The 24,869-nt window shown below is 63.9% G+C and carries 19 protein-coding genes and 2 tRNA genes; 12 read left to right on the top strand and 9 right to left on the bottom strand.

Going from position 1 to position 24,869, the window contains the following annotated elements; all coding sequences use genetic code 11:
• Nucleotides 1–72 precede the first annotated feature (72 nt).
• The 5 genes from HUI96_RS03125 to HUI96_RS03105 all read right to left on the bottom strand — a co-directional run bounded on the left by HUI96_RS03125 (nucleotide 73) and on the right by HUI96_RS03105 (nucleotide 7,805).
• The gene (locus HUI96_RS03125; RefSeq protein ID WP_188253132.1) at nucleotides 73–2,517 is read right to left on the bottom strand and encodes a GcvT family protein; all 2,445 of its coding nucleotides are present in this window, start codon (nucleotides 2,515–2,517) and stop codon (nucleotides 73–75) included.
• A gap of 125 nt (nucleotides 2,518–2,642) precedes the next feature.
• Nucleotides 2,643–3,824, bottom strand: a complete 1,182-nt coding sequence (locus HUI96_RS03120) for a pyridoxal phosphate-dependent aminotransferase (protein ID WP_188253131.1) — start codon at nucleotides 3,822–3,824, stop codon at nucleotides 2,643–2,645.
• A 2-nt stretch (nucleotides 3,825–3,826) separates the two neighbouring features.
• On the bottom strand, nucleotides 3,827–4,522 hold the full coding sequence (locus HUI96_RS03115; RefSeq protein ID WP_188253130.1) for an HAD-IA family hydrolase: 696 nt from the start codon (nucleotides 4,520–4,522) through the stop codon (nucleotides 3,827–3,829).
• Nucleotides 4,522–6,975, bottom strand: a complete 2,454-nt coding sequence (locus tag HUI96_RS03110) for a GcvT family protein (RefSeq protein WP_188253129.1) — start codon at nucleotides 6,973–6,975, stop codon at nucleotides 4,522–4,524. Before HUI96_RS03110 ends, HUI96_RS03115 begins: the two co-directional genes overlap by 1 nt.
• Nucleotides 6,976–7,208: 233 nt before the next feature.
• Entirely contained in the window at nucleotides 7,209–7,805 is a 597-nt protein-coding gene (locus HUI96_RS03105) for a helix-turn-helix domain-containing protein (RefSeq protein WP_188253128.1), read from the bottom strand.
• A 168-nt stretch (nucleotides 7,806–7,973) separates the two neighbouring features.
• On the opposite strand from HUI96_RS03105, the gene HUI96_RS03100 reads away from it, so the two are divergent.
• A complete protein-coding gene (locus HUI96_RS03100) occupies nucleotides 7,974–8,684 on the top strand; it encodes a nitroreductase (RefSeq protein ID WP_188253127.1) in 711 nt (236 codons plus the stop codon).
• 70 nt (nucleotides 8,685–8,754) lie between these two features.
• Here the strand turns inward: HUI96_RS03100 and HUI96_RS03095 are convergent, their stop codons facing one another.
• Nucleotides 8,755–10,107, bottom strand: coding sequence for a DNA polymerase IV (locus tag HUI96_RS03095; RefSeq protein WP_188253126.1), 1,353 nt, complete (start codon nucleotides 10,105–10,107; stop codon nucleotides 8,755–8,757).
• 77 nt (nucleotides 10,108–10,184) lie between these two features.
• Between HUI96_RS03095 and HUI96_RS03090 the strand changes: the two genes are divergently transcribed.
• From HUI96_RS03090 to HUI96_RS03055, 8 genes are all read left to right on the top strand, one after another.
• Nucleotides 10,185–10,763, top strand: a complete 579-nt coding sequence (locus HUI96_RS03090) for a GNAT family N-acetyltransferase (protein WP_188253125.1) — start codon at nucleotides 10,185–10,187, stop codon at nucleotides 10,761–10,763.
• Nucleotides 10,764–11,039: 276 nt separating this feature from the next.
• Nucleotides 11,040–11,113: transfer RNA gene (locus tag HUI96_RS03085), tRNA-Cys, on the top strand.
• A gap of 75 nt (nucleotides 11,114–11,188) precedes the next feature.
• Entirely contained in the window at nucleotides 11,189–11,869 is a 681-nt protein-coding gene (locus HUI96_RS03080) for a protein-L-isoaspartate O-methyltransferase family protein (RefSeq protein WP_188253124.1), read from the top strand.
• Nucleotides 11,870–12,020: 151 nt separating this feature from the next.
• Nucleotides 12,021–13,397: a TolC family outer membrane protein gene (locus HUI96_RS03075; protein ID WP_337917901.1), complete on the top strand. Its 1,377-nt coding sequence runs from the start codon at nucleotides 12,021–12,023 to the stop codon at nucleotides 13,395–13,397.
• A gap of 179 nt (nucleotides 13,398–13,576) precedes the next feature.
• The gene (locus HUI96_RS03070) at nucleotides 13,577–14,377 is read left to right on the top strand and encodes a PopZ family protein (protein ID WP_188253122.1); all 801 of its coding nucleotides are present in this window, start codon (nucleotides 13,577–13,579) and stop codon (nucleotides 14,375–14,377) included.
• A gap of 211 nt (nucleotides 14,378–14,588) precedes the next feature.
• Nucleotides 14,589–17,375, top strand: coding sequence for a valine--tRNA ligase (locus HUI96_RS03065; RefSeq protein WP_188253121.1), 2,787 nt, complete (start codon nucleotides 14,589–14,591; stop codon nucleotides 17,373–17,375).
• 300 nt (nucleotides 17,376–17,675) lie between these two features.
• Nucleotides 17,676–18,968, top strand: a complete 1,293-nt coding sequence (locus tag HUI96_RS03060; protein WP_188253120.1) for an OmpP1/FadL family transporter — start codon at nucleotides 17,676–17,678, stop codon at nucleotides 18,966–18,968.
• A 189-nt stretch (nucleotides 18,969–19,157) separates the two neighbouring features.
• Nucleotides 19,158–20,594, top strand: coding sequence for an aldehyde dehydrogenase family protein (locus HUI96_RS03055; protein ID WP_188253119.1), 1,437 nt, complete (start codon nucleotides 19,158–19,160; stop codon nucleotides 20,592–20,594).
• Nucleotides 20,595–20,610: 16 nt separating this feature from the next.
• Here HUI96_RS03055 and HUI96_RS03050 read toward each other — a convergent pair whose 3' ends face one another.
• Nucleotides 20,611–21,567 carry a homocysteine S-methyltransferase family protein gene (locus HUI96_RS03050; protein ID WP_188253118.1) on the bottom strand — a complete coding sequence of 319 codons (957 nt, stop codon included), beginning with the start codon at nucleotides 21,565–21,567 and terminating at the stop codon, nucleotides 20,611–20,613.
• Nucleotides 21,568–21,807: 240 nt separating this feature from the next.
• Here HUI96_RS03050 and HUI96_RS03045 point away from each other — a divergent pair, with 240 nt between their 5' ends.
• Nucleotides 21,808–22,455, top strand: coding sequence for a TetR/AcrR family transcriptional regulator (locus HUI96_RS03045; RefSeq protein ID WP_188253117.1), 648 nt, complete (start codon nucleotides 21,808–21,810; stop codon nucleotides 22,453–22,455).
• Nucleotides 22,456–22,526: 71 nt separating this feature from the next.
• On the opposite strand, the gene HUI96_RS03040 is transcribed toward HUI96_RS03045, so the two are convergent.
• Both HUI96_RS03040 and HUI96_RS03035 read right to left on the bottom strand, forming a co-directional pair.
• Nucleotides 22,527–22,601: transfer RNA gene (locus HUI96_RS03040), tRNA-Val, on the bottom strand.
• 126 nt (nucleotides 22,602–22,727) lie between these two features.
• On the bottom strand, nucleotides 22,728–23,411 hold the full coding sequence (locus HUI96_RS03035) for an HAD family hydrolase (RefSeq protein ID WP_188253116.1): 684 nt from the start codon (nucleotides 23,409–23,411) through the stop codon (nucleotides 22,728–22,730).
• A gap of 168 nt (nucleotides 23,412–23,579) precedes the next feature.
• Here HUI96_RS03035 and rpiA point away from each other — a divergent pair, with 168 nt between their 5' ends.
• Nucleotides 23,580–24,278 (top strand): ribose-5-phosphate isomerase RpiA, encoded by a 699-nt coding sequence (gene rpiA, locus HUI96_RS03030; protein ID WP_188253115.1) that lies wholly within the window; start codon nucleotides 23,580–23,582, stop codon nucleotides 24,276–24,278.
• Between the two features lie 19 nt (nucleotides 24,279–24,297).
• Nucleotides 24,298–24,849: a DUF2059 domain-containing protein gene (locus tag HUI96_RS03025; protein ID WP_188253114.1), complete on the top strand. Its 552-nt coding sequence runs from the start codon at nucleotides 24,298–24,300 to the stop codon at nucleotides 24,847–24,849.
• Nucleotides 24,850–24,869 lie beyond the last annotated feature (20 nt).

The following is a 24,869-nucleotide window of genomic DNA, read 5'->3' as shown; positions in this document are numbered from 1 at the left end:
GCATCTCTCTCCAAGTCTTGTTTGCCGCATGATCTTGTCCGAAAAGTCTGCAACTTTTCGGGATCATGCTCTCTACGCCCGCACCCGCTCCGCCTTCGGATCATACATCGGCTTGAGCGAAGCCTCCGCCGCAAACCTCTCGCCTGCAATCTCGATCTCATAGGTCGAGCTGAGCAGATCGGCTTCGCTCTCGCCCCGGGTGGGCACATAGCCGAGGCCGATCGCGCCGCCGAGGTGGTGGCCATAGTTGCCCGAGGTGATCGTGCCGACGATCGCGCCGTCGCGAACGATCGCCTCGTTGTGGAAGAGCAGGGGTTTTGGGTTCTTCAGCCGGAACTGGACGAGCCGGCGTGACAGGCCGGTCTCGCGCGTCTTCAGCACCGCATCGCGGCCAATGAAGTCGCCCTTGGCGGTCCGCACCGCGAAACCGAGGCCCGCCTCCAGCACGTGATCTTCGTCGGTGATGTCGTGGCCGAAATGGCGGAACGCCTTCTCGATGCGGCAGGAATCCAGCGTGTGCAGGCCGCAGAGCTTTAGCCCGAGATCCTGCCCGGCCTCCTCGATCGCCTCGAAGACATGGGCAGTCTGGTCCGTGGAGACGTAGAGCTCCCAGCCGAGTTCGCCGACATAGGTGACGCGGTGCGCACGGGCGAGCCCCATGCCGATCTCGATGTTCTGGAACGTGCCGAATGGATTGTTCTCGTTGGAGAAATCGTTGGGGCTGACCCGTTGGATCAGTTTCCGCGCGCTCGGCCCCATCAAGCAGAGCACGCTTTCGGCGGCCGTCACATCGGTGATGACCACGAACTCGTCCGTCAGATGCTTGCGCAGCCAGGCGAGATCGCGCTGCAGCGTGGCGCCCGGCACGACCAGGAAGTAGGCGGTTTCGGACAGCCGGCTGACGGTGAGATCGCTCTCGATCCCTCCGCGCTCGTTGAGCATCTGCGTATAGACGATCTTGCCGGGCGCCACGTCCATGTCGTTGGCGCAGAGCCGCTGCAGGAAGGCGCAAGCGTCGCGCCCCTCGACCCGGATCTTGCCGAACGACGTCATGTCGAACAGGCCGACGTTGTTGCGCACCGCCAGGTGTTCGTCGCGCTGGTTGTCGAACCAGTTCTGGCGCCACCACGAGTATTTGTACTCGCGCTCCTGGCCTTCCCTTGCGAACCAGTTGGCGCGCTCCCAGCCGGCCACTTCGCCGAAGACGGCGCCACGTGCCTTCAAATGCTCGTGGAGGGGCGAGCGGCGAACGCCGCGGGCGGTCGCGACCTGCCGATAGGGGAAATGGTCTGCATAGAGCAGCCCGAGCGTCTCGCTGACCCGCTCCTTCAGGTAGCGCCGGTTGACCTGGAACGGCTGGGCGCGGCGGATGTCGACCTCCCACAGGTCGAAGGGCGGCTCGCCGTCGTTCATCCACTGCGCCAGCGCCATGCCGGCGCCGCCGGAGGAGACGATGCCGATCGAATTGTAGCCCGCGGCCACCCAGTAGCCGCGCAGCTCCGGCGCTTCGCCGAGATAATAGCGATCGTCCGGCGTAAAGCTCTCAGGGCCGTTGAAGAAGGTGTGAATGCCGGCCGTGCCGAGCATCGGCATGCGGTTCACGCCCATTTCGAGAATGGGTTCAAAGTGGTCCATGTCCTCCGGCAGCTGGTCGAAGCAAAAACTTTCGGGAATACCGTCCATGCCCCAGGGCTTCGCCACCGGCTCGAAGGCGCCGAGCATCATCTTGCCGGCGTCCTCCTTGTAGTAGGCGCATTCGTCGGGAACGCGCAGCACCGGCAGGCGCGACAAGCCTGGGATCGCCTCGGTGACCAGATAAAAATGCTCGCAGGCGTGCAGCGGGACCGCGACGCCGTTATGCTGGCCGAGCTCGCGCGCCCACATGCCGGCGCAGTTCACCACCATGTCGGTCTCGATCGTTCCCTGCTCGCCGTTCATGTCCCAGGAAACGCCGCTAACGCGGCCATCCCTGGTGTGGACTTTGGTGACCTTCACGTTCTCTACGATTCTTGCGCCGCGCTGGCGGGCGCCCTTGGCAAGCGCCATGGCAATGTTCGCCGGGTCGGCCTGGCCGTCGAGCGGCAGGTGCACGGCGCCGACCACGTCCGACACGTTGAGATGGGGGTACATCTCCTTGACTTCGCTGGGCGAAATCTCGCGCACGTCGACGTCGAAGGCGCGGGCGAGCGAAGCCTGGCGATAGATCTCGTGCTTGCGCTCCTCGGTCAGCGCGACGGTGATCGAGCCGACTTGGCGCATGCCGGTCGCCACCTCCGTCTCCTCCTCGAGCTTCACGTAGAGGTCGGCCGAGTATTTCGCGAGCCGTGTCATGTTCCTGGAGGCGCGCAATTGGCCGACGAGGCCGGCCGCATGCCAGGTGGTGCCGCTGGTCAGCTGCTTGCGTTCCAGGAGCACGATGTCGGTCCAGCCGAGCTTCGCCAGATGGTAAGCGACGGAGCAGCCGGATACGCCGCCGCCGATGATGACAGCGCGGGCTTTGGAGGGCAGGGAGGTCATGGGGCTAAGCCTTCGTAGGTAGATGCTTTGAACTTGGAGCGTTACTTAGCGCTGCAGAGCGGAGAGTGTCGGGAATCCACGCCTCGGACTCGAAGCTATAGAGACAATGTAGAAGGAGGCGCGTCTCACGCCGCCTTCCTCCGGTAGTTCGCAACAAAGCGCTTCAGCCGCGCCGCGGCGTCGGCAAGCACCGGCTCCGGCTGGCAGAGGCTGATGCGGATGTGGCCGGCGGCGGCGTCGCCGAAGCTCGAGCCGGGCATAACCGCGATCTTCTCCGCGTCGAGGAAGTTCCAGGCGAAGGCCTCGCAGTCGGGCTCGACGTCCCGGACGTCCAGCATGATGTACATGCCGCCTTCCGAGCCGCGGACGGTGATCTGGTTCGAGCCCTCGATCTCTGCGAGAAACGCCTTTCGCCGCGCCGCATAGCGGGCCGCGATCTCGGCGACGCCAAAATCGTTCTCCAGCGCCTCGGCCGCAGCGCGCGAGACGAAGTCGGTCAAGCCGTAGGTGATGACGAGATTGAGGTCGATCGTGAGCCGGATGAGTTCGCTGGGGCCGGTCAGCCAGCCGATGCGCCAGCCGGTCATACCGTGGCTCTTCGACATCGAGTTGATGACCAGCGTGCGCTCGTTCATGCCGGGCAGGGCGCGCGGGGATAGGTGTTCGCCGCCACCCAGTGTCCAGTAGACTTCGTCGGAAAGCAGCCAGAGGTCATGTTTGCGGCAGATTTCGGCGAGCGCTTCGAGCGAGCGCCGCGTATAAACCGCGCCGGTCGGATTGTTCGGTGTGTTGATCAGGATCGCCCTGGTCTCGGGCCTGACCGCCGCCTCGATCGCCGCTGCATCCGGCTGGAAGCCGCTCTCGGCCCGCGTCTCTACCACCGTGAAATCGGCGCCGGCCGATCGGAAGGTGCCGGGATAGGTTGCATAGTAGGGCGCCACCACGATCGCGTGGCTGCCGGGATCGAGCGTCGCCTGAACGGCGGCGTAGAGCGCCGCCTGGCCGCCGGGAGTGGCGATGACCTCGTCTTCAGAGGTCTCAACGCCCGTGCAGCGGGTCGAGATCTTGGCCATAGCGCTCCTCAGCGCGGGGAGGCCGGGAAGGTTCGTGTAATGGTGATGGCCGCCGCGCACGGCCCTGACACATGCCTCGACCGTCTCGGAGGGCGTATCGAAGTCGTGGTCGCCCACCGACAGCATGATGATGTCCTCGCCGGCCTGCCTGCGCGCCCAGGCGGCCATGTGGACTTCCCAGCCGTCCTTGCCCGAGGGGATGATGCCGGAGATGCGTGACGAAGGAGAGGGCATGCTCACACTCCGAGTTCTGCGATCCTGGCCCCGGCTGCTTCCGAGATGACCAGATGTCCGCGTTCGTCGCATGTCGCGACCAGTGAGTCGTATCCGGCTACAGTCGGATGCCATGTATCGAGTCTGTGCCGGTGGGTCGCCGTGATGACCGCCACCGACATGCCGGCGGCGTCGGCGGCCTGGATTCCGGCAATGGCATCCTCGAATACGAGGCAGTCCTCCGGTCGCTGCCCGAGCGTGCGGGCGGCCAGAAGGAAGCAGTCGGGCGCCGGCTTGCCGTTCTCGACGTCCTCGCCCGCGACCATCAGCGGCGGGAAGGGGATTCCGGCCGCCTCCAGCCTGCGGGCCGCGAGCGCGCGGGGCGCCGAGGTGACGATGGCCCAGCGCTTGGGCGGGAGGGAGACGAGTAATTCGGCCGCGCCGGCGATCGCCTCGATGCCTTCGACGTCGTCCATCTCGGCCAGCGTCAGCGCTTCGATCTCGGCTTCGAGGTCGATGCCCGGAATGCCCAACCCGCTGATCGTCTCGCGCGCCCTGACGCCATGAATCGTCGGCAGGAAGGTCTCGACATCGAGATCGAATTTGCGCGCCCACGCTGCCCACACCCGCTCGGCGGCGGCGATCGAACTCAGGATCGTGCCGTCCATGTCGAACAGGAAGGCGCCGTAGGAACGCCCGTTGTGCACTCCTCGCGCCATCAAGCCCTCAATCTCTGATTTTCAGGATCCCACAGCGGGGCTTCGCCCTGCACGGTTGCTGCGAAGCGCTCGCCGAATATCTCGATCTCGAGCTTGGTGCCTGGCGCGGCCTGCTCCGCCCGCACCATGCCGAGCGCGATCGACTTGTCCACGCGAAAACCCCAGCCGCCCGACAGCGTCTCGCCGACAATGGTGCCGTCGGCCCAGATCGTGGACATGTAGGGAGCATCGCAGGCGCCGGGATTGTCCAGCGTGAGCGTCACGAAGCGCTTGGTCACGCCCTGCTGCTTTTCGTTCTGAAGCGCCGCCTTGCCCTTGAAGCTCGGCTTGTCCCACTTGACGAAGCGCTCCAGCCCGCCTTGCAGGATGGTGTAGTCGGTCGAAAGATCCTGCTTCCAGGCGCGATAGCCCTTTTCGAGACGCAGCGAATCGAGCGCGAACATGCCGAAGGGTTTAAGACCGTGCTTCTGTCCGGCTTCCCACACTGCGTCGAAGATGGCCGGCGTATCCTCGACCATGCTGTGCAGTTCCCAGCCCAGTTCGCCGGCGAAGGAGACGCGTACAAGGTGAGACCAGCGTCCCGCGATCTTCGTCGACTGATGCGTCAGCCATGGCAGCGACAGATCGGCGCCACAGACCTCGGCCAGGATGTCGCGCGATTTCGGGCCGGTCAGAATCTGACAGGAGAGTTCTTCGGTTGCATCCTGAAGCGTGAATGCAGCGTCGGCGGGGCGATGCCGCATCAGCCATTCGAAGTCGTGTGATTGAGCGACCCCTGCGGTGATCAGAACAAAAACGTCTTCCTCGTGTGCCACGACAGACATTTCGGTGACGATCCGGCCAGCTTCGTCCGCGAAATAGGCGAGGCCTATGCGTCCGGGCTTCGGCACCACGCCGGTGATCAGCGAGGAGAGCCAGTCGCGGGCTCCGGGACCTCGCAAGCGGATGCGCGAGAAGCCGGGCAGGTCGAGGATGCCGGCGGCGTCGCGCACGGCGAGGCACTCCTCGCGGATGCGCGGCTCCCACGGTCCGTCGCGATCGAAGGTCTGCGTCGCCTCTTCGGAGGTGTCGTCGCCGGGCTTTGCGTACCAGGTCGCGCGCTCCCAGCCGTTATAGGCGTTGAACTGGGCGCCGAGCGCGGCGATGCGATCGTGGATGGGCGAAAGCTTCTGCGGGCGCCCGGCCGGCCAGGCATGGCGCGGGAAGTGGATCGCGTATTCGTGGCCGTAGATTTCAATGCCCTTAGCGACGCAGTAATCCTTGTCCGCGGCGAAGGCGGTGAAGCGGCGCGGGTCGCACGACCACATGTCCCATTCGGTGCGGCCCTCGATGACCCATTCGGCCAGTACCTTGCCGGCGCCACCCGCCTGGGCGATGCCGAAGGTGAAGACGCAGGCCTCAAAGGCATTCGGCACGCCGGGCATCGGTCCGATCAGCGGGTTGCCGTCGGGCGCATAGGGGATGGGACCGTTGATAACCTTCGACAGCCCGGCCGTGCCGAGGACCGGCACGCGCGCGATGGCGTCGTTGAGGTACCATTCGAGACGTTCCAGATCGTCCGGATAGAGCTGGAAGGAGAAGTCCTCCGGCATCGGGTCGTCGGGGGTAGCCCAGTGCGCGCGGCAGTTGCGCTCGTAGGGGCCGAGATTCATGCCGTTCTTTTCCTGGCGCAGATAGTAGGAGCTATCGACGTCGCGAAGCAGCGGCAACTTGTGGCCGACTTCCTTGCTCCAGGCGGCGAGTTCGGGGATCTCCTCGAACAGGATGTACTGGTGGCTCATCACCATCATCGGCACTTCGCGGCCGAACATGCGGCCTACTTCCTGTGCGCGGTAGCCGGCGGCGTTGACGACATATTCGCAGCGGATCTCGCCCTGGGCTGTGGTAAGCACCCACTCCCCATTCTCCCGGCGCGCCGAGTTGACCGGGCAGAAGCGGACAATGGTCGCGCCAAGGTCGCGCGCGCCCTTGGCCAGCGCCTGTGTCAACTGGGCCGGATCGATGTCGCCGTCATTGGGGTCATAAAGCGCGCCGGCGAGATCGTGCGTCTCGAGGAACGGGTAGCGCGTCTTGACCTCGTTCGGGCCGACGACGTCGATCGCCATGCCCTGGTAGCGGCCCATCCCCTTGGCGCGCTCGAACTCGCGCATCCGCTCCTTGTCGTGGGCAAGCCGCAGCGAGCCGGTGACGTGATAGTTCATCGGGTAGTCGACCTCTTCGGCGAGCCCCCGATAGAGCGTCGCCGAATAGCGCTGCATGTTCATCAGCGACCAGGAGGAGGAGAATGTCGGGACGTTGCCCGCCGCGTGCCAGGTGGACCCCGACGTCAGCTCGTTCTTCTCGAGCAGCACGCAGTCGGTCCATCCCGCCTTGGCGAGATGGTAGAGCGCCGAGACGCCGACGGCACCGCCGCCGATGATGACGACGCGAGCGTGGGAAGGAAGATCAGGCATGTGCAGACGCCCTTATGAGAATGAATATGTCTGAACACCCCTCATCCGGCCGCTTCGCGGCCACCTTCTCCCACAAGGGGAGAAGGGGGAAGCCTGCGCCAACGCACCCGCTGATCGCCTGCCTCGGCGACTGGCAATAGCGGTGGTGCAGCGACCTACCTTCTCCCCTTGTGGGAGAAGGTGCCGAGCGCAGCGAGGCGGATGAGGGGTAGTGGAACTGCATCGCTATCGCTTCAATAGACCGGCGGCGAGACGACCCAGATGACGACCGCGGGCGTCTCGCCCGGGTTGCGCCAGCGATAGGTCTTGTTGCTGAAGCGGAAACTGTCGCCCGGTTCGAGGCTGTGCCAGACGCCGCCGATTTCCAGGTCCAGTCGTCCGGACACGACGTATCCCGCATCCTCGGTCTCGCGCTGCGCCTCGACCGCCATTTCGGCGCCGGCCGCGAATTCGGAGCGGATCAGTTCAAAACTGCCGCCAAGGTCGGGCGAAAGGAGCTCTTCGGTGAGGCCGGTCTCGCTCGATCCGAGAGCCCGGCGGCGGTCGGCCCGCACGATGACGCCGCGCTCCGATTCGTTCGCCGCCTCGTGGCCGAAGAACATGCTGAGCGGCACGCCGAACATGTCCGCAATGCTGCGAAGATCCTCGATCGAGGGCAGCGACAGCCCCCGCTCCACCTGGCTGACCCAGCCGATCGACCGCCCGAGGCGCACCGCCATTTCCGCCAGCGTAACCCCGCGAAGCCGGCGCAACGCGCGGATGTCGCTCGCAAGCAGGGTCGCCGGCGCGTTATGGTCGGTAAGCTCTGGCTTCTTGGCGGCGGACCGCATCGAAAGTTCCTCCTGACTGCGATCCTCACCAATCCCATGAAATTTTCAAGGAGAATTTCATGGTCCAGAGACAAGGAATTTCTTGCGCTAGTCACAGTGGAAGTGCATGGCTGGGCTAGGGAGGAGTGCGCCGAGGGGCGCAGCGAATCTAGGCCGTGGGGATGGCGTATGCTGGCACCGGACAACAAATATTCTTCTCCCGACGACGTGGCGATCGTGGATGAAGCCATTGCTTCGAGGCGCTCCGTTCGCGCCTTCCTGCCCGCGCCGGTCGAGGAGAGCATGATCCGCGAGATCCTCGAGGTCGCCGCGCGTGCTCCTTCGGGCACCAACATGCAGCCCTGGCGCGTCTATGTGACCACGGGCGAGACGAAGCAGCGCATCGCCGACGCGATCCTGAACTCGGGGGTCCGGGCGGAGAAGGCGGTGTGGGACGAGTACCGCTACTATCCCGACCAGTTCTTCGAGCCGTATCTGTCGCGCCGCCGCAAGGTTGGATTCGACCTCTATGGCCATCTTGGCATCCAGCGGCGCGAGGTCGACCGCATGCGCGAGCAGCACGACCGCAATTTCGTGTTCTTCGACGCCCCCGTGGGCATGATCTTCACGATCGATCGCCGCCTCAACAAGGGCTCGTGGATCGATTACGGCATGTTCCTGGAGAACATCATGATCGCCGCCCGGGGCAGGGGCCTTCACACCTGCCCGCAGGCTGCGTTCGCGCCCTATCACAACCAGATCCGCCCGATCCTCGGCATCACGCCGGAGGAGGTGGTGGTCTGCGGCATCGCGCTCGGCTACGAGGACACTTCGAAGCCGGAGAACGATCTGCGCACCGAGCGCGCGCCGCTCGACGAATGGGCTACGTTCCTGGACTGAGGCCGTTCAGACGGGCTGGGACCTGAATTGGCCGTGCGGGCGGTCGCCGAGGGCGGCGGTGCCGCGTGCCTCAGATCCGTTCCCAGGGATGACGCACCTCGGCTTCCTCCTCTTCTTCGGGGCGGGCGGGCCGGCCGCGGTGGCCCTTGCCAAAGGTGTAGCCGGTTTCCACCGCCTTCCGCCCGAACTTGTCGCGCAGCACGTCGACGGCACCCTCGGCCAGGGCGCGCTTGCGTGCCCTTTCGTCGATAAGGTCAGGGGGATCGGCGCGGTCGTCGTCGCTGAGGTCCGAGACGCCGATGCCGAGCAGACGGTATTTCGTGCCGTCCGTCTCCTTCTCCAGGAGTTGCAGGCCGGTATGGAAAATGCGGTCGGCAAGCCGGGTGGGGTCGCTCAGCTGGCGGTTTCGCGTCCTGAGTTTGAAGTCCCGCGTCTTTAGCTTCAGCACCACCGTCTGCCCGGCCATGTTCGCCTTCTTCAGTCGCGCCGACACTTTTTCCGACAGCGCCCGCAGGACCGGGGCGAGATCAACCAGCGAGGCGAGGTCGGTATCAAAGGTGGTTTCGGCCGACACGCTCTTGGCCTCGTGCTCGGGGTGAACGCGCCTGTCGTCCTTGCCGCGAGCAAGATGATAGAGACGGCTTCCCATGCTGCCGTAGCGTCGCAAGAGTTCGCCCTGCTCCATAGCCTGAAGCTGGCCGATGGTGCGAAGGCCATCCCGCTCCAGGACCGAGGCGAAGGCCTTGCCGACGCCCCAGATCATCGTCACCGGCTGCTCGGCCAGGAACGAAACCGCTTCCGCTTCCCCGATCACGGCGAAGCCGCGCGGCTTCCTTAGGTCGGATGCGATCTTCGCCAGAAACTTGCAGTAGGAGAGCCCCGCCGAGATGGTGATGCCGATCTCCTTCTCGACGCGCCTGGCGAAATCCGCCAGCACCAGGGCGGGCGGCCTGCCGTGCAGCCTCTCGGTGCCCGACAGGTCCAAAAATGCCTCGTCGATGGAAAGCGGCTCAACCAGGGGTGTCAGCGCCTGCATCATGGCGCGCACTTCGCGCCCGACCCGGACGTATTTTTCCATGTCCGGCTTGATGACGATCGCCTCGGGGCAGGCCTCCAGCGCCTTGAACATCGGCATCGCCGAGCGGACGCCCTGGATACGAGCGATGTAGCAGGCGGTGGAGACCACCCCGCGCTTGCCGCCCCCGATGATGACGGGCTTGTTGCGAAGCTCCGGATTGTCGCGCTTCTCGACCGCGGCATAGAACGCGTCGCAATCGATATGCGCGATATGCAGGCGGTAGAGTTCCGGGTGCCGTGCCAGGCGCGGGCTGCCGCACTGCGCGCAGCGAGGGGGTCGCCCGGGCATCAGGGCGAGGCAGTCGCGGCAGAAGCCGTGATCCGGATCGTTGACAGGCGACGCCATCGGTGCGAACGTAACGGGAACAGACGCGCATGATAGGCTAGGCACACGCCGCCCACAAGGCGCGGCGCCGAGGAACCATGTCCGATTCGATAAAGCCCCTTACGCCAGACCTCTGGCCTGCCTTCGAGGACCTCTTCGGGAAACAGGGTGCCTGCTACGGCTGCTGGTGCACGCATTTCAGGCTGCCGCCGGCGGTGCGGCGGGAGAACGACCGTCAGCGCAACAAGGAATTCATTCGTGCGCGGATCGATGCCGGCCCGCCGCCGGGCCTGCTTGCGTTCGAGGACGGCAGGGCCACCGGCTGGATGCAGATCGGCCCGCGGGGCGACATTCCGGAGTTCAACAAACCCGGACGCGTGTCCACGCCGCTCGAGCCGGACGATGCTACCGATTCGGCGATCTGGGCGATCTCCTGTTTTTTCATCAGGAGCCAGGCGCGGGGCAGGGGGCTTACCCATCGGCTCGTTCAGGCTGGGATCGAGTTCGCGAGGCAAGGCGGGGCGCGCCTGCTTGAAGCATGCCCAATGGATCAATCCAAGGATTCTCGTTCGGTAGGGCTGTTCGTCGGGTCGACTCGCGTGTTCGAGAAGGCGGGATTCGAACGTGTCGCCGAGCGAAAAGCGGGGCGGCCGCTGGTCCGTCTGCTCCTTGCCTGAGTCTCATTGAGGTCAGTTGGGGGGCGAGCGACAGTTTGTCGCCGACTGAAAGCTTCCGGCTGGTTGGGTTCGAACGGGGATGGAAATTCTTCGAACGGTGGCAGTTCTGTTTGGGCTTTCGCGCGGTTTTCGTCGCGGCCGGCGGTTTTCACTTGACGTTTAACCGGGTGATGCGGAAATGGAACACATACGCTTCCCTTGTTGAGATGCGCCCGGTTCACTTGACCGGATCGTACCGGGTCTCCTATTGAGCAGGCCTGAACGCCGGGGCAGCGAGGCCTCGTGGCGGAGTGGTTACGCAGAGGACTGCAAATCCTTGCACCCCGGTTCGATTCCGGGCGAGGCCTCCAACGCTCCACCGGTTCGTCGAACCGGTCCCCGACGTTCAAACGGCATCGCGCCCTGCGGGGCTGGGAACGCACCGAATGGACACGGAAGCAGATTACGCGCAGCGCAGGACACGGATGGTCGATAGCCAACTGCGCACGACCGATGTGATCAATGCGCGCTTGCTCGATACGATGCTGTCCGTGCCGCGCGAGGAGTTCGTTCCGCCCTCGAAGCGCGGTCTCGCCTATATCGACGAGGATATCGAGATCGCTCCGACAGAGGGCGCCAATCCGGCGCGCTACCTTATGGAGCCGTCCCCGTTTGCTCGTCTCGTTCAGCTTGCTGAGATCGGCCAATCGGACTTCGTTCTCGATATCGGCTGCGGCACTGGATACTCGTCGGCAGTGATGTCGCGACTGGCGAGCTCCGTGGTGGCGCTCGAATCGGATTCGATGCTTGCCGACCTCGCCTCCGAAAATCTCTCGAGGCTTGGCTTTGACAATGTCGCTGTTGTGCGTGGGCCGCTTGCGGCGGGTTACGCCGAGGAGGCGCCGTTCGATGTGATCTTTCTCGGCGGATGCGTGGACTTCGTGCCGGACGCGATTTTCGCCCAACTCAGGGAGGGCGGCCGCCTGGTGGTCGTCGAGGGCCGTGGCCTGACGGGTAAGGCAAAGCTCTATACGAAGTGGAACGGTGTCGTGACCGGCCGCGATAATTTCAACGCGGCAATTAAGCCATTGCCGGGGTTCGAGCGCGCCTATACATTCGAGTTCTGAGGGAATCGGGGACAGAGGGCCACAGATTCCAGTTATGTTTACGATCTTTTCCGTTTTTTAGCGGAGAAGGATGGGTACGGGGCTGCGATTCTACGCGCCGCGAGGTGACGCCTTCGTGGTGTCGTCCGTGGTTACGATAGAGGGGAATACTGTGGAGTTGCTTCGTAAATCGGCCTTTGCTGCCATTGTGTTCTCCACCACTGCGTTGGTGTCCAACGTTGCTTTTGCCGAAACCATCTTCGGTGCGCTTTCGAAAGCCTATCAGTTCAATTCGAGCGTGAATTCCGCCCGGGCCGCCGCGCGCGTCACCGACGAGAACGTCCCCATTGCCAAGTCGGCTCTGCGGCCCACCATCGCGGGGGTCGGTAACATCGATTATACGACGCGATCGGGCGGCACTAGGACGAGCATCGCGACTGGTTCGTTCGGCATTGCACTCCAGCAGACGCTGTTCGACGGTTTCCAGACCAGAAACAATGTCGCGGCGGCGGACGCGCAGGTGAAAGCTTCCTTCGAGAACGTGCGCAACACCGAGCAGAACACCCTGTTCGATGCGGCGGGCGCCTATATGGATGTCATTCGCGACCGCCGTGTTGCCGTCCTGACGGAGCAGAACCTCGAATTCCTGAACGAGCAGGCGAGGGCTGCACGATCGCGTTTGGAAGTCGGCGAGGGCACCCGCACAGACGTCGCTCAGGCGGATGCCAGTCGCGCCTCGGCGGTGGCCCAACTGAGCGCAGCACGCGCGCAGGTGGCGACTAGCTCTGCCGTCTATCGCCAGGTCATCGGAGAGGACCCGGGGACGCTCAGGGCCGCCTCTCCGCTTTCTAAACTTGTGCCGAAGTCGCTTGGGGCGGCGCAGGCAATCGCCGAGGCTCAGCATCCGGCGATCCTCGCCTCGCTCCACTTGGTCAATGCTGCGGATTTCCAGGTTAAGTCGGCCGAAGGCGCGCTGCTGCCTCAACTGACCGGCTCCGCGAGGGTGGAAAGGTCCTTTACGGAAACGTGGCCTGCCAGTCCCGGAGCGGAAGGAACCTCTACATCTGCCAGTATCGGTGCCACGCTGAACATTCCGATCTATTCCGGCGGCCGCACCTCCGCGGTAATCAGGCAGTCGAAGGAGACGCTCGGTCAGACACGGATCGACGTGGACGTCCGCCGCGACCAGGTTCGGCAGGCAATCAGTTCTGCATGGTCCGCCTATGTCGCTGCGCGAGAGAACGTTTCGGCCAATCGGCAGGTCGTGGAGGCAGCGCAGCTTGCTCTGGCTGGCGTCATCGAGGAGCGCAATGTCGGCCAGCGCACGACGCTCGACGTGCTGAACGCCCAGGCGGACGTCATCACGGCGCAGATCAACCTCGCCAACAGCGAGCGCGACTACGTCGTCGGCAGCTACGCGATCCTCTCGGCGATGGGCGCCCTCAATGTCGGTCGCCTGGGTCTCAAGGTAGCCGAGTACAAGCCTCAGGAGCACTATAAGGCCGTGAAGGACAAGTGGTTCGGCCTGCGTACTCCCGACGGCCGCTGAGGCGTAGGGCGGCCCTACGCGGCTACCTGTCTTTCTTCCGTCTAGTCTGTTGAAAATCCTCAACGGGGTCGTTTGGGGATTCTCGCGCCTTAGGTGCTCCGCTACGCTGCTGCCATGATTCGTGGGTGGTCATTCGACCGCCCTCCTGGCAACCGGTCACAAAGGCGGCGGATGTGACAATGGCACAATTGGGCAGCGCGCAGCGCGAACCTTCCATGGAAGAGATCCTGGCGTCGATCCGCAGGATCATCGAGGACAGCGACGGCGGCCGGCGCCCCGGCGATGCCGCCGGTCCCGTACAGTCCGACATGGCTGCTGAAGCCCCTTCCTCGGAAGTTTCGGATCGCCGTGGCCCGGCTGAGGTGATCGAGGTGGAGACGTTTCGCGGCGGACTTCAGGATGAGGCAAGAGGTGGCGCGCCGCCAAAGCCGATCTCGCTGGCTGAAGTGCAGGCGCAGTTGGCTGCCGAGCGCGAATCACGAGAGGGAAGCGAGCCGGAGATGGCCGCGCCCGCACCTGCCGAGTCAGCCGATTCGTCTCTAACCTCGTTTACGGCGACGCCCGCAATTTCCGAATGGCGCTTGGGCGTCCCGGAGCCGGAGCCCGAGTTTACGTCGGAGGAACCCGATTTGCCGGAGGAACCCGTTTTCGATGTCGATGAGGTGGCGAGCGCCGTCCTGGAAGACGTGACCGCCTCCCAGAGCTCTGAGGTGCAGCCCGAGCAGGCTGCGCAAAGCGAAGCGGCGGTCCCGGCAGAACCCGTCAGGCTGTCGCTGATCTCCGACCGCACTGGCCGGCAGGTGGCCGCTTCATTCAACGAACTGGCGGAAGCGCTTGCTGCGCGCAGCCGCAGGAGCATGGAAGAGTTGGCCGAGGAGATGCTGCGGCCGATGCTGCAGGATTGGCTCGACAACAATCTGCCAACCTTGGTCGAGCGGCTGGTTCGCGAGGAAATCGAGCGAGTCGCCAGGGGCGCCTAATTTTTTTCGAGGAGCGCCCCCGCGCCGGTTCGGAACGTTGCCCTTCGCTCGGCCACCCTTTGATGGCCGGACGAAGTGCCGTCTCGTCACGCTGCGTCGGGTAATGGACGCACGATCCTGTGCAGCGATAGGCGCGGCTCGCGGTTGACTTGACCTGACCCTTCCGGTTTACAGCGGGCACTCTCGTGTTCCGGAAAATGCAGGCGCTCCCATGCTTGACAAGACCTACGACGCACAGTCCGTCGAGCCCAGGATCGCTGAACTCTGGGAGAGGGAGGGCGCGTTCAAGGCGGGGGCTGGAGCCGAGCCGGGCGCGGAGCCGTTCGCCATCGTCATCCCGCCGCCAAATGTCACCGGCTCGCTCCACATGGGGCACGCGCTCAACAACACCCTGCAGGACATCCTGACCCGCTTCGAGCGCATGCGCGGAAAGAATGTGCTGTGGCAGCCGGGAATGGATCATGCCGGCATCGCCACCCAGATGGTTGTGGAGCGCCAACTCGCCGCCACCGGAGTTTCGCGCCGCGATCTCGGCCGGGAGGAATTCATCAGCCGCGTCTGGGCTTGGAAGGAGCAGTCGGGCGGTTCGATCATGCATCAGCTCAAGCGGCTCGGCGCCTCTTGTGACTGGTCGCGCGAGCGCTTCACCATGGATGAGGGTCTGTCGGAGGCCGTTCTCGAGGTCTTCGTACGGCTCTACAAGGAAGGGCTGATCTACCGCGACAAGCGCCTCGTGAACTGGGATCCGAAGCTCCTGACGGCGATATCCGACCTAGAGGTCGAGCAGCGCGAGGTGGAAGGCAATCTTTGGCACTTCCGCTATCCGGTCGCCGGCGCGGTTTTCGACCCGGAAAACCCGGCCACTTACATCACCGTGGCGACCACGCGGCCGGAAACCATGCTGGGCGACACCGGCGTCGCCGTCCATCCCGAGGACGAGCGCTATCGGCATCTGGTCGGCAAGGAAGTCGTGCTGCCGATCGTCGGGAGGCTGATCCCCGTCGTGGCCGACGAGTACTCCGATCCGGAGAAGGGCACCGGCGCCGTCAAGATCACGCCGGCGCACGACTTCAACGACTTCGAGGTCGGCAAGCGCAATCGCCTTCCAGCCATCAACGTCATGACGGTCGAGGCAAGGATCAGCATCGCAAACAACGAGGATTTCCTCGCCGGTCTGCAGCCTTCGGAGGAGCAGAAGGCGCTATGGCAGCGGCTCGAGGGGCTCGACCGATTCGAAGCCCGCAGGCTGATCGTCGAGCTCATGGAGGAGGGCGGCTATCTGGCCAAGGTCGAGCCGCACCGCCACGCCGTTCCGCATGGCGACCGCGGCGGCGTGCCGATCGAACCGTTCCTGACCGATCAGTGGTACGTCAACGCGGCCGAGTTGGCAAAGCCGGCGATCGCCTCGGTGCGCGAGGGGCGCACGGCTTTCGTCCCGAAGAACTGGGAAAAGACCTATTTTGACTGGATGGAGAACATCCAGCCCTGGTGCATCTCCCGGCAGCTCTGGTGGGGTCACCAGATCCCCGCCTGGTATGGTCCCGACGGGCAAGTCTTCGTGGAAAAGACCGAGGAAGCCGCACTCGAGGCGGCGATCCAGCACTACATCGCCCTTGAGGGACCCTGGAAGGCCTGGGTCGAGGACAAGCTGGAGAATTTCCAACCGGGCGACATCCTCACGCGCGACGAAGACGTGCTCGATACCTGGTTCTCGTCCGCGCTGTGGCCGTTCTCGACCCTTGGCTGGCCGAACCGCACGCCGGAACTCGACGCCTATTACCCGACGAGCGTGCTGGTCACCGGCTTCGACATCATTTTCTTTTGGGTCGCCAGGATGATGATGATGGGTCTTCACTTCATGGATGAAGAGCCCTTCCACACCGTCTACGTGCATGCGCTGGTTCGCGACAAGACCGGCGCCAAGATGTCGAAGTCCAAGGGCAACGTCATCGATCCGCTCGACCTGATCAGCGAGTACGGGGCGGATTCGCTGCGCTTTACCCTGACGATCATGGCTGCGCAGGGCAGGGACGTGAAGCTCGATCCGGCGCGCGTCGCGGGCTACCGCAACTTCGGCACCAAGCTGTGGAACGCGACACGCTTCGCGCAGATGAACGGCGTTGCCCGCAACGACGAGTTCTGGCTGCAGGACGCCAAGCTCACCGTCAACCGCTGGATACTCACCGAACTGACCCGCGCCGCGCGCGCCGTTACAGAGGCGATCGAGTCTTACCGCTTCAATGAGGCCGCGGGCGCGGCCTACCGGTTCGTCTGGAACCTGTTCTGCGACTGGTATCTCGAACTGCTCAAGCCGATTTTCGCCGGCGATGACCAGGCAGCCAAGGCGGAAAGCCAGGCGGTTGCCGCCTTCGTTCTGGACGAGATCTATAAGCTTCTGCATCCGATGATGCCATTCATGACCGAGGAGCTTTGGGCTCGCACGGCCGGCGAGGGCGCGGAAAGACCGACCCTTCTCTGCCATGCGCGCTGGCCGGAACCGGAGTTCGAGGACGCGGCGGCTGCGGACGAGATCAACTGGCTGGTCGAACTGGTCTCCGGCATCCGCTCGGTGCGTTCGGAGATGAACGTGCCGGCCGGTGCCGTGGCGCCGCTGGTCGTGATCGGTGAGGGCGAGACGACTCGTGAGCGTCTGACGCGCCACGATGCTGCGATAAAGCGGCTTGCCCGGGTCGAGTCGGTCACCTATGCGGCCGTGCCGCCGCGCGCATCCGCCCAGATCGTTCTCGGCGAAGCCACCGTCTGCCTGCCGCTTGGAGGCCTAATCGACCTCAAGGTCGAGGAGGTGCGACTGCAGAAGGAACTCGGCAAGGTCACGGAAGAGATAGCCCGGATCCACAAGAAGCTCTCCAATGAGCGCTTCGTGGCCAATGCCGCCCCGGAGGTCGTCGAGGCCGAGCGGGAGAAGATGGCCGAGTACCAGGCTCTCCAGGAGAAACTGGTGACCGCGCTGTCACGCGTGCGCGACATCCGGCCCTGACCCGCTCGCGAACGATCCTCGGGCTGCGCAAAACGGGCGAAGTGTGACGCAGCGTTATCCACAGAAGCTGCGCCGCAATGTTGCCGCAATGTAACAAAGGACTGAAAATCGGTCGGTTTTCAGCTTCGTTGTTGCCGTCACGCATACTTTTTCTGCGATTTTTAGGCGGAGTTCGGGAAAAGTCCTCCCCGGCTCAAGACGTTCGCGATTTGAGGGCCGCGAACGCCGATTAAATGAGCTGTGTGAAGCAGTGTTGGTATCTGCAAGGGCAAGAATATGCAGTGCCGTGGAGGACGCTTAATGAAGAGAACTCGTTTTACGCTGCTGGCCTCTGCCGGCTGCGTTTGCCTTTTTTCAGCAGGAACGGCGCTGGCCGGCGGTCTCGAGCGCGGCGGCTACAATATCGATCTGCTTTTCGACCCGTCGCGGTTCGCCGCGGAGGCGGGCGCCACCTATGTGATGCCCCAGCGGGATTTGAAGAATGTAAGGGACACGGATACGACGACGGGCTTTCCTCCCGTCACTCCGGGGTTTCCGGACCCACTACCTCCAGGCGCACGTGGTCTGGGTGGGGGCAATCTGAACGGTCGTCCCACCTCGGTACGGGACACGGAGAACTACTGGGTTCCTCGCATCGGAATCAAAGCGGGTCTTGGTGATCAAGTTGATTGCTTACTCGATTACTCGCAGCCTTGGGGGGCTCACACGAATCCAGGGCTGAATTGGGCCGGCGCGAACAACAATATCGAAACTAAGATCGATAGCGACAACTACGGCGCTACTTGCTCCTATAAAATGGACGCTGGAACTGGGCAATTCCGCGTCATCGGAGGCGTTTTCTATCAGAAGTTGGAGGGCTTCAAGGAGCGGTTGGCTCAGGACTTCTCGCCTTTCCCCGTGCCTCTTACTGGTATCGGACGGCTCGATCTTTCGGCTGACGGCGTGGGTTGGCGCGCTGGCGTGGCATATGAAATCGACGAGATCGCTTTCAGGGCGAGTCTCGTCTACAATTCTGAAGTAGATCTGGGTGACATAACAGGCACTCTAGATTTGAGCCAAGTAAATCCTGCTGTTGGCGTGCAGGACGTTCATGGCACTGCCTCCATGCCTCAGTCTGTGGAGCTAAAGGTACAGTCAGGCATCGCGCCGGATTGGCTGGCTTTCGGCTCGATCAAGTGGGTCGACTGGAGCGTGCTGCAGACCATCCCATTCTGCCTAACGGACGTCGATAATTGCACTTATGCCGGTCGAAGGACCTCCCTCGATCTCCTCTACCGCGATGGCTGGACGATTTCGGGCGGCGTCGGCCACAAGTTCTCGGAGACGCTAAGCGCTGCTGCGTCGGTTACCTGGGATCGCGGCACCTCGACGGGCCTGGGCACCCAGACCGACACCTGGACCTTCAGCGCCGGTGCTTCCTATACGCCTAACCAGAATGTCGAACTGCGGCTCGGCGGCGCGCTCGGCATCCTGACCAGCGGTTCTTCCGGCGTGGTGACCAAGGACGGGATCAACTACGGAACCGATGTCGCCTACGACTTCGACAACGACCTTGTGAGTGCCCTTTCCGCAAGCATGAAGGTCAAGTTCTAGTCGCGCCTCCGAGCGGTTCGAGACACAGTTGCTAAAGGCCGGGGCTTTGCCCCGGCCTTGTCATTTGGGATGGTCAGACGCCCTGTCCCCGGCGCGGAAAATCTCCTATGAGAACGCACCTGTAGCGCTATCGCGTGACGGCGAGCGGCGGTCTGCGCCAGCGGGGCATCGTTCTATGGAGGAGCCGAAATGACCGATCTTCACCGGAACCTGATCGACGGCGAATGGGTGGGCGGCGACCCGGTGCCCAACATCAATCCTTCCGATACCAATGAGGTCGTCGGCGAGTATGCGCGCGCCACGAAAGTAGATGCCGAAGCGGCGATCAGGGCGGCGCAGGCAGCCTTCCCGAAATGGTCGCGCTCCGGCCCGCTGGAGCGACATGCGATCCTGCGCAAGGCATCCGACGAGATGCTGGCCCGCAAGGATGAGCTCGGCCGCCTTCTGTCCCGCGAAGAAGGCAAGACGCTGGCCGAGGGCGTTGGCGAGACCATCAGGGCTGCGCAGATTTTCGACTTTTTCGCTGGCGAGGCGCTGCGCTTGACAGGGGAGACCGTGCCCTCCGTCCGGCCCGGGGTGGGGGTTGAGGTGACGCGCGAGCCGATCGGGGTGGTGGGCATCATCACGCCGTGGAACTTCCCGATTGCAATTCCGGCCTGGAAGATCGCGCCGGCGCTCTGCTACGGCAACGCGGTGGTATTCAAGCCCGCCGACCTGGTGCCCGGCTGCGCCTGGGCGATCGTCGACATCCTGCACCGTGCCGGGGTTCCCAAGGGCGTGCTGAACCTGGTGATGGGCAAGGGCTCCGTGGTGGGGCAGGCGATGCTCGACAGCCCGGACCTCTCCGCTATCACCTTCACCGGTTCGGTCGCCACCGGTAAGCGCGTTGCGGCCGCCAGCATCGAGCACAACCGAAAATTCCAGCTCGAGATGGGCGGCAAGAACCCGCTGGTGGTGCTGGACGATGCCGATCTCGGCGTCGCGGTTGACTGCGCGGTCAATGGCGCGTTCTTCTCCACCGGCCAGCGCTGCACCGCCTCGTCGCGCCTGATCGTCCAGCAAGGCATTCACGACCGGTTCGTGGATGCGGTCACCGAGAAGCTGCGCTCCCTCGCCGTCGACAACGCCGTGAAGCCGGGCACCCATATCGGTCCGGTGGTGGACCAGAGCCAGTTCGACCAGGACGAGAAATACATCGCCATCGGACGGGATGAGGGCGCCAACCTGGTGTTCGGCGGCGAGCGGCTGAACCGCGAGACGCCGGGCTTCTATCTGCAGCCGGCGCTCTTCACCGAGGCGTCCAATTCGATGCGCATCAGCCGTGAGGAGATTTTTGGGCCGGTCGCTTCGGTGATCCGCGTCAGGGACTATGACGAGGCGCTTGCGGTCGCGAACGATACGCCTTTCGGTCTGTCGTCCGGCATCTGCACCACGAGCCTGAAGCATGCGACGCATTTCAAGCGCAACGCCGAGGCCGGCATGGTGATGGTCAATCTCCCCACCGCGGGGGTCGACTTCCACGTGCCGTTCGGTGGCCGAAAAGGCTCCAGCCACGGCCCGCGCGAGCAGGGGCGCTATGCCGCCGAGTTCTACACGACGGTGAAGACCGCCTACACGCTCGCATAGCACCCTTGTCGCATATTCAGGCGACCTGCGGGGCTGGCTCGACGCAAGCCTCGCAAATCGCCGCCACGTGTCTGTGATCGGTGCCGCAGCAGCCGCCGAGGATGCGCATCGTCGGGAATTCGCGCCGCAGCCTGCCGTATCGCCGGCCGAGATCGACCGGATCGCCGGCATCCAGTTCCACGGACTCGTCCAACTCCTGATGGCTCTTGGTCGAGGCGTTGGCCTTCACCCCGCGCACGCGCTTGATCCAGGCTTCTCCTGCCTCCAGCGCCTGCATGAAGTGGGTCGGGTGGGCGCAGTTGATCATGTAGTAGGCCGGCGATCCGCCGGTGGCGTCGTCGACCGCATTGATAGCATCGCGCAGTTCCAGGCCTGTCACGAGCCTGCCGTCCGTTTCGACCGTGAAGGAGATCACGCAGGGCATGTCGTTCTTCGCGGCGGCACGCGCGATGCCGATGGCCTCGTTGTAGTTGGTCAGCGTATAGCCGGCGACAAGGTCGGCTGAGGTCCCGGCAAAAGTCTCGACCTGCATCGCGTGGTATGTCTCGGCCTCGGCTGCATCCATCAGGCCGGCCTTGTAGCCGTCGCCGCGCGGCCCGATGGCGCCGCCGATCACGCAAGGCGTGGTGGGCGTTTCCCATTCACGTCTCAACTCCAGCAAGAGATCGATGGACGCAGCGTTGATGCGCTTCAGGGCCGAGATGTCGTGTCCGATTTTCGCTCCCCAGTCCGGATTGGCGCGCCAGGTGGCGCTGTCGAGGACGAAGCCCACGCCGCGCGAACGCGCGATCTGAAGATATTTTTCGTAGTAGCGCTTCAGGAGCGCGCGGCCCTTCTCGGACTCGAGCAGGACGTAAGATGCGAAGTGCGGAAGCTCGATGCCCTCATGGAAGATCAGCGTGGTCTCCATTCCGCCGTCGCTAAGAAAAATTCCGCCATTCGTCTGCGGAAGGGACGTCCGGTACTTTGGCATTTGATGCTCTCCTCTGCTTGGCGCCCGGGCCTGGGAGCCATGGCGCTCTTGGAAGTCGCCCTGTTTTGCAGTATGGAGAGCCGCCGAACTAGAAGCCGCGTGGTCCGCTTACTGGCGCGCGCAAGTAAACCATAAGAAGTCAAGAGCTTAGGCTCTGAGTGTTGGCATTCCGATCGGCCGTTGCTGGGTTCGCGGGGGGCAAAAACTGCACCGCTGGTACAGCGATTGGAAGGAACGGACATGGGAAAGGGAGCCGAAACGCGCGAGCGGATCCTCGACATCGCGCAGGCATCCGTCCTGGCCAAAGGCTTCGGTGCCACCTCAATCGACGAGATCATCGCGGAGGCCGGCATCACCAAGAGCGGTTTCTTCTATCACTTCAAGGACAAGAACGAGCTTGCCCGCGAGATGCTGCGCCGCTTCATTGATGAGAACGACCGGGTCTTCGACGAGATCTTCAGCCGGGGCAGGGAGCTTTCCGACGACCCGCTGCAGGCGCTTCTGATTTCGCTGAAGCTGCTTGCCGAGGTCTTGAGGGATGCCCAGACGCAGCACCCCGGCTGCCTCGTCGCCTCGATCTGCTACCAGGAGCGGCTTTTCGACCGCGAGGTGGTGGATCTTGCGAAGCAGGGCACGATGAACTGGAACGCGCGCTTCCGAAGCCATTTCGCGGAGATCGCCGCCATCTACCCACCGCGGGGCGCGCGCGTCGAGGATCTTGCGGACACGCTCGCCTGCGTGATCGACGGCGGCATCATCTTGGCTAGGCTCATGAACGATCCGGGCCGGCTCGAACGGCAGGTGCTGAACTTCCGCAGTTTAGTCGGGCTGGTGTTTTCGCCGGATGCCGCGGCGTCGAAGCCGCTTAGGGTTGCGTCAGCGGCGTAGTGCGCGTCATCAGCCGTATGGTTCGGCCCGTTCGGGTGAAATCCTAACCGATAAGGCAAACTTCGGGAAAATGGTGGGCGATGTAGGGATTGAACCTACGACCCCACCCGTGTGAAGGGTGTGCTCTCCCGCTGAGCTAATCGCCCGCCGTGGACGAAACGTCCAAGCGCGCCGCGGATATAAGGGGCGGGGCCGGGGCAAGTCAACCCGTCTCGCAGCGGTGCGAAGCCGCCGCCCCGGTGACGGTGCGGGAGGTGCGCTGGCCGGCCGAGTCAGGCCTGCGCCGCCTCCAGCAAGTCCTCGCAAAGTGCGGTGGTCAGCGCGTCGAAATGCGAGATGATGCGCGAGGGTTCGAATTCGCGCACATGGCGGTCGGTGTAGCCGAAATCGACGGCGACGACCGGAATGCCGGCGGCCTTGGCGGTGTCGATGTCCGTCTGCGAATCGCCGACCATGATGGCGCGGCGGGGATCGCCGCCGGCCCTGGCGATGGTTTCCGTCAGATGGCGCGGGTCCGGCTTGCGGAAGGCGAAGGTGTCGGCGCCGCAGATCGCGGCAAATTTGGGCGAGAGCCCCACACCGGCGAGCAGTCGCTCGGAAAAGGCCTGCGTCTTGTTGGTACACACTGCAAGCAGGTAGCCGGCCTGCTCGAGGCGAGCGAGCGCGTTCGGAACGCCGGGATAGGGCAGGGATCCGCCGGGAATGTTGTTGCCGTAATGCTCGAGGAAAAGTGTGTAAAGGCGTTCGTGCTCGTCAGGATCGAGCATTCGCTTCTGGGCGGCGTAGGCCCGCTCGATCATCACCCGCCCGCCATGCCCGACGAACTGCCGGAAGCCTGCTCCGTCGGTGAGCGCGGCGCCCCCTGCGACGAGGCAGTGATTGAGGCTGTCGAGCAGGTCGGGCGCGGTGTCGACGAGTGTGCCGTCGAGGTCAAAAACTACGATGGGTCGGGTCAATGAAACGCTCACATGATTGGATGTTGACGGTGCCCGCGCCGGTAAGTCCGGCGCCCGCGAAAATTCCCCCAGGGGCGGACCCGATATAGGGGGTTTGAAGGATGCGGCAAAGATGTTAGAGCCCGACGCTTCCGGCATTGCAGCCAGAGAGAGCAGAATTAGAGGCCAATGGACGCACGGAGCCTAAAGATCGAAGCTGCGAGGGCCGCTCTTGCCCATGTCAAGGACGGCATGCGTCTTGGCATCGGGACCGGCTCCACGGCCGAGGAGTTCATCCGCCTGCTCGGCGAAAGGGTCGCATCCGGCTTGACGGTCATCGGGGTCCCGACGTCGGAAAGGACCGCCGAGTCCTGTCGCCGGTTCGGAATTCCGCTCACAACGCTGGACGAGACCCCGGAACTGGACCTCACAATCGACGGGGCCGACGAGTTTGATCCTGAGCTCAACCTGATCAAGGGCGGCGGCGGGGCGCTGCTACGCGAAAAGATCGTCGCGGCCGCTTCGAAGTCGATGATCGTCATCGCCGACGAGAGCAAGGCGGTGGACGCACTTGGCCGTTTTCCTTTGCCGATCGAGGTCAATCAGTTCGGTCTGGGTGCCACCGAGCTTGCAGTTCGCCGCGTCGCCGAAGCGCTCGGTCTCGAAGGGACCATCGCCTTGCGCCGCAGGGGGGACGCGCCATTCGTCACCGACGGTGGACACTTCATCCTAGACGCATCTTTTGGCCGCATTCCCGATCCAAGCGCGCTATCCGGCCGGCTTTTCTGCGTGCCGGGAGTCGTAGAACACGGGCTTTTTCTCAAGCTGGCGCGCATAGCGATTGTCGCAGGCGCGGACGGCGTCAAGACCATCCACGCCCGAGACTAGAACAGGAGATGCCAACGCCATGATCCGGCTGAAACCGATCCGTCATCTTGCCGCCGCCGCATCGGCGATCGTCCTCTTGTCGCTGCCGGCACAGGCGCAGGAGATCTCGGCCGAGCACCTGAAGGCTGCCCGCGCGGCAGTTTCGGCGATCAAGGCGACCGAGGCGTTCGACAACATCCTTCCGGAAGCCGCGGCGATCCTCAAGCAGAACCTGATTCAGAAGAATCCGGACATGCAGGAGGTCATCATCAAGACCGTGGACGACAAGACGATCGCGCTCGCGCCGCGGCGCGCCGACCTGGAGAAGGAGGCAGCGCTTGCCTATGCCAAAGTCTTCACGGCCGAAGAACTCAACGCAATCGCATCCTTCTACCAATCGCCGGCCGGCCAGAAGCTGATCACGGACGGCCCGCTGGTCGTTCGGGAACTCGGCAAGGCCGCGGACATCTGGCAGCGCGGCGTGGCGCGTGATCTCGCGGCGGAAGTGGGCAAGAGCCTCGACGAGTACTTCAAGGCCCACCAGCCGCAGGCGCCTGCAACCGCCGAGGGCGAGCCGGCCAAGGCGAACTGAGCAGGCGAAGAGAAGTTCAG

This window comes from Pseudaminobacter soli (ex Zhang et al. 2022), from assembly GCF_014595955.1.
Classification (GTDB): Bacteria; Pseudomonadota; Alphaproteobacteria; order Rhizobiales; family Rhizobiaceae; genus Kumtagia; species Kumtagia pseudosoli.
The sequence above is the reverse complement of the archived record's forward strand: the minus strand, read 5'-3'. Positions and strand labels throughout refer to the sequence as shown.